The 4,494-nt window shown below is 61.6% G+C and carries 5 protein-coding genes; all 5 read left to right on the forward strand.

The features are described 5' to 3' along the window. Window positions 1-64: 64 nt before the first annotated feature. Window positions 65-799: a hypothetical protein gene (locus F573_RS0113510; RefSeq protein ID WP_019023032.1), complete on the forward strand. Its 735-nt coding sequence runs from the start codon at window positions 65-67 to the stop codon at window positions 797-799. Next, on the forward strand, window positions 796-1,302 hold the full coding sequence (locus tag F573_RS0113515) for a hypothetical protein (protein WP_019023033.1): 507 nt from the start codon (window positions 796-798) through the stop codon (window positions 1,300-1,302). The genes F573_RS0113510 and F573_RS0113515 overlap by 4 nt, the downstream gene beginning before the upstream one ends. Beyond that, complete coding sequence (locus F573_RS0113520; protein ID WP_155986684.1) at window positions 1,302-1,595, forward strand: hypothetical protein; 294 nt, start codon at window positions 1,302-1,304, stop codon at window positions 1,593-1,595. Before F573_RS0113515 ends, F573_RS0113520 begins: the two co-directional genes overlap by 1 nt. Before the next feature lie 169 nt (window positions 1,596-1,764). Next, the gene (locus F573_RS0113525; protein WP_019023035.1) at window positions 1,765-2,223 is read left to right on the forward strand and encodes a hypothetical protein; all 459 of its coding nucleotides are present in this window, start codon (window positions 1,765-1,767) and stop codon (window positions 2,221-2,223) included. A gap of 139 nt (window positions 2,224-2,362) precedes the next feature. Next, the coding region (locus F573_RS0113530) for a DUF499 domain-containing protein (RefSeq protein WP_019023036.1) at window positions 2,363-4,494 on the forward strand (2,132 nt) is incomplete at its 3' end.

A 4,494-nucleotide genomic window follows, 5' to 3' on the forward strand; every position in this document is an offset into this window, starting at 1 on the left:
CCGGTTTTCAATCGCTGAAGGATCTGGTGGCGCATCCTTTTGCGGAACCACTGGGGATCGACTGATGGAGCTGAAGGGTTACGAGTTTCCTTCGCTGGATCGGCTGGCCGAATACCTTTCGGCCAGCCCGCTGGCGCACCGTAACCTTCGACTGTCGAAGTCGGGCACCTATGTCGGTGACGGCCGCCTGGCGGCGAAATACGCGTTGATTCCGAACCTGCATGCCATCACCCACGAGATCGCGCACGTCATCGACTTCTACCGCTGCGGTGCCATCGAGCGGTGCGGGGTGCTCGGGTTCGGCATGGGGTATCCGGAAGTCGAAGTGCTCGGGCAGCGTTTCCCGCAGCCGGAAACGACGCGCGCTCTGCGCCGCGAACTGCGGGTGTTCGCCATTCAGGCGCATCTGCTGTTCGGCGTCCTCGAGGTTTCGGGGCTGGATGAACTCCATGGTTTCTTCGAGGACTCGGCGCATACGCTGGCGACCAGCGCTTACGCGATGGAAGATGTGTTTGCGGTTCCTCGGCGCCGGGGCATCACGCGGAAAGCGCGGGCGGACCATGATCGGGTGAACGGCCGCTACCAGCGGGGCGAGATCGACTATCCGACCTACAGCGATACCGGCCTGCTCTCGTACTGTGTGCGGACCTACGAGCGGGACCGCTTCGAGTACGCCCTGAAGTACCTGGTGCGGGATTACCAGAACGACACGCCCGAACGCGTGCTGGCGGACTACCGGGCGGCGATGGAGCATTCGATTTTCGAGGAAGCGGCGATCAAGGAGGAGAAGGCGGCATGATGGATCTCTCAGGCACGACGCATGGCAGCGTTCCCTATCGGCTGACCGGGCCGAGCGAGCCGGGGATCGAAGGTTGGAGTCGGCGCGAATACGCCCGTGCTCACGGCCATGTGCAGAAGATCCGCGAATACCTCGGTCGAGTGGGGCGGGGCGAAGTCGGCCTTGGCGCGTTCGGCGGGCCGGCGCCGCTCGCGTGGGAGGTGCTCTTCCAGGACCCCGATCATGAGCGGGACGCGCACGGCCTTCCGAAAGCGATCCCGGCGATTTTCCGCCAGAGCGATGAAGTCTTGGTGGATGATCTCGTCCGGGAGCTGGGCAATCTGGTGGTGTGCTGGCGTGACGCCCAGCGGGCCGAGGACAGCAGGGTCATCCCGGTCCGTTCAAACGAAATCGTCGTGATGGCCGGGGACGGGGTCGTGGAAGGGGCGCCCAAGGGCGAAGGCTATCGGGCCCTGGAGCAACTGTCGCGGCATCCACTCTCGCGTTACCTGGAGATTCGATGATGGCTGAACCTGCAATCCGCCAGCCCCCTGAAGGCTTCGATCGCTGGATGGTCGAGCAGGGTGGGTACCGCCACCCCCGCCAGCTTCCCGACGGGAGCTATGCGGGCCTCATCCCGTTGCTCTATACCACGGGGCTGTGCCTCGGGGTCACCGAGGGCGGCTATCTTCGCCGGTACTGCTACGAAGACCCGGAGCGCGCTCTGGAGGCGCTGGAACATCTGGAGTCGGTGGAGGATGAACCGCTGGACGGGTGGGTGGCCCGGCGGGATCCGTATGGTCTGGACGCGGGATAGGAAGCAGAGAAGAACCGCCGGTAGGCGTGCCTGTTCGTTGGATTCGCCTGAACGTAGACTCGCGGGGTAGGCTCCGCGGAAGGAACCCGGTGCGATGACTCTCACCTCCATTCCCGTTCAGTTAAATCCCCTTTGCCGCCACCTAAACCTATGGAGATGATACATTCTTATGTCTGACCCGAGCTTCAAAAAAACGATATACAAGAAGTTTCGTATCCCTGAAAACTATTTTGAGCAGATCAGCAACGTGATCCTTGGGATCCTCCGATCTTTTGCCTGGTGGGCGACTTGTACGGTTGTCTCCACAACGGCCATTGTCATGCTCGTTTTTCTTCTCAAAGACCTTCGCGGCTATTCCGTAGAGGAGCTTCAGGAGGGTCTGCGTCTCATTGTTTGGTTCACGGGGTCTAGTGCTGCCCTCGCGGTCCTTTTTACGAACCCGGGGAGATTTCGGGATGTGTTCAGCGAAAAATCCCTCGATGAACTGGCACGTTATCAGCGCCTCAAGAATCAGGTTGAGTCGCAGACCAGGGTTGCGGAAAGAACGCTTGTAAAGCATGGCCTGATCAACGAATCAGACATGGATTGCCCCGATTCGACTCAACCGAATCAGTCTTGGAGGCGCTGAGCGTCTGGAGTCGGCTGACGACGAACCCCTGGATGGATGGGTTGCGCGGCGCGGGGTATCCCCGGAGGAACCGGCATGACGAGCGCAAAAGACGGAACCGCAACACACTGACCAACGCGACAAAAGTGAGAGAACGATCATGCTGAAGACCGTCAAGGACGCCTGCAAACTGCACCCGACAACGCTCGACTACCAGAGCGCCGAGGGTGTCGAGGAACTGGACTCCACGATTCATAGCGAGGATCGCGGGGCGACATTCTTCGAGCGCAACTACATGACTCAGGGCATGGAATCGCTCCTGGACGGCGGACTTCGACGTCTGGCCGGCGACAGCGGGCAGGCCGTTTTCGAACTCGCACAGGCGATGGGTGGCGGTAAGACGCACCTGATGAGCGCCCTGGGGCTGCTGGCGAAGTACCCCGAGCATCGTGCTTCGGTGCTGCCCGAGAACACGCAGGCGATTGTCGGTGATCTGACGGCCCGGGTGGCCGTGTTCAACGGTCGGGATTCGCACCCGAAACACCTCTGGGGCACGCTGGCGGAACAACTGGGTCCGGAGGCCATGGAAGTCCTCAAGCCGTTCTGGGAGGACAACCGGGCGCCGGGGAAAAACGACTGGCGACGGGCGCTGGGGGATGAACCGGCTCTGATCCTGATGGACGAGCTTCCGCCCTACATCAAGGAGAGTTCAACCCGGACGATGGGGACCGGGACGCTGGCCGATGTGGTGACCCGCGCGGTTTCCAATCTCTTCGAAGCCGCTCTGGCTTCGCCTCGCTGCTGCATCGTGCTCTCCAACCTCGCGCACTCGTACACCGATGAATCCGGTCAGATCACCCGTCTGGTCAAGGATCTCCAGTCGGAGGCGAACCGGCAGGCCACCTCGATCACTCCGGTTTCCCTGGATGGGGACGAGATCTACGCGATCATCCGCAAGCGCCTGTTCGCGGAACTGCCGGACGAGGAGACCATCGGCGAGGTCGCAGAAGCGTATGCCGAGCAGATCCGTCGCGCCGAGGACAGCGGGTATTTCACGGCCCGGTCGATGGTGCAGATCGAGGAAGAAATCCGCAGCACCTATCCGTTTCACCCGAGCTTCAAACACCTCGTCGCGCTGTTCAAGGACAACCCGGATTTTCGGGAGACCCGAGGGCTGCTGGAGTTCACGGCCCGGGTTGTGCGCTCGGTCTGGAACCGCGAGACGAACGACGTTTACCTGATCGGAACCCAGCACCTGGACCTAAACGACTCCAAGGTTTCGGTCCAGTTGGATTCGATCAACCGAGCCCTGCGTAACGCGATCACGCGGGACATCTCGGACAAGGGGGCGGCTCACGCCGAGGCGATCGATGAGCACCTGAACAGCGACGCCGGCACCCAGGTCGCCAACCTGATTCTGTCCGCTTCCCTCTCCGAAGCGGTCCGGGGGCACATGGGGTTGCACGAGCACGAGGTGATCGAATACCTGATCGACCCCCAGCGCAAGGCCGAAGAGTTCAAGACAGCAATCACCGAGCTGCGCAAGTCCGCCTGGTATCTGCACGCGGACGCCAGCGAAAACGTGTTCTTCAAGGATACGGAGAACCTGACCCGGCGCCTCCAGAACGACGCCGCGAAGCTGTCGCAGGACAAGGTCGATGACCGGCTCCGGCAATGGCTGGAACGGGGCCTGGATCCGAAGTCGAAGAAGGCCTACCAGAAGGTACTGGTCATGCCGACCCTCGACACCATTGCCGAGGAAATCAAGCACGCCCGAGTGCTGGTGGTCGCCCGGCCGGACGGGAGCACCCCACCGGAAGACATCCGCCGGTTCTTCGACAGCGTGGAGCAGAAGAACAACCTGCTGGTGCTGACCAGTCACGACAGCCACCTTCTTGGGGATGCCATACAACGGTTCCGTGAGCTCATGGCACTGGAGCGGATTCAGTCCGAAGTCGGGCAATCCGCCAACGAGGCGCAGGTCCGGGAAGCGAAGGAGCTGCACGAAACCACGGAAGAAGGCTTCATCCAGAGCATCCAGAGCGTCTTCAACCGGCTGTATTACCCCGGTGCCGAAGGCACGCTGGAGGCGGCCACGATCGACAATGGCCTGAAGTTCGGTAAGAACGACCAGTCCCCGGAAGCGCAGATCGAGAAGTACCTGTCCTCGACCCGGTGCGACGAGAAGCTGATCGAGGACCTGGAAAGCGAAATGGATGCCATGATCTCCATGGCGGAATCCATGCTCTGGCGAGAGGGGCAGAAACGCGAGCCGTGGAAGGACATCCGCAT

The sequence above is a fragment of the Thioalkalivibrio sp. ALE23 genome (genome assembly GCF_000378545.1).
Lineage (GTDB): Bacteria > Pseudomonadota > Gammaproteobacteria > Ectothiorhodospirales > Ectothiorhodospiraceae > Thioalkalivibrio.